We start from the raw sequence: 626 nt of genomic DNA, 5'->3' as shown, positions 1-626 counted from the left end.
ATATAGACTTTTCCATACTTGGATTTAAAAAGTGCGTTATATTCAGGGAAAACAAGATCTATGCATTTCTGCAGACGATTGGAAAGAACATTGATCTGTTCCTTGAGGGAATGATGCAATCTAGTCAGCTGCTTCTGTTCATAAAGGTCAAATTTCTTAGAAGACGTCAAGCGATAAGGTTTCTTGAGTTTATTTGAGCTTAATATATCGCATATATTAAGAGTATCAAGTTTATCGTTTTTAGTGATGCCACCATCCATTCTACGATTGAGATCGGTAGTTTTAGGATTGATTAAAGCGACGTTGTAGTTCTTCTGTAAAAGAAAGCGCAATAAAGCGAAATGATAATGACCAGTATCTTCCATACCGATAAGAACGCTATCAACAGGATAGAGAGCGATCTGAGAGATAAGGAATTCAAAACCCTGAGCATTATTAGAGAAAGCGACAGGCTGAAGAATAATTTCACCAGTCAACTTGTCAACGATACTGACGAAATGCTTGTGTTTTCCAATATCAATACCAACTAATTTCATAAAAACCATCCTTTCAAATAAATTTCATGTGATGTGGTACCCACAACACTTAGACCATAAAACCTGGTTCAAAATGCGAATTCAAAGACT

1 protein-coding gene is annotated in these 626 nt (G+C 35.8%); it reads right to left on the bottom strand.

Translation table 11 applies throughout. The features are described 5' to 3' along the window. On the bottom strand, window positions 1-536 hold a 536-nt coding region (locus B5G32_RS13590), incomplete at its 3' end, for an IS110 family transposase (RefSeq protein WP_158094035.1). Window positions 537-626: the final 90 nt, after the last annotated feature.

Origin of the sequence: Massilimicrobiota sp. An80 (genome assembly GCF_002159255.1) — a bacterium.
GTDB lineage: Bacteria > Bacillota_I > Bacilli_A > Erysipelotrichales > Coprobacillaceae > Allocoprobacillus > Allocoprobacillus merdigallinarum.
The sequence above is the reverse complement of the archived record's forward strand: the minus strand, read 5'-3'. Positions and strand labels throughout refer to the sequence as shown.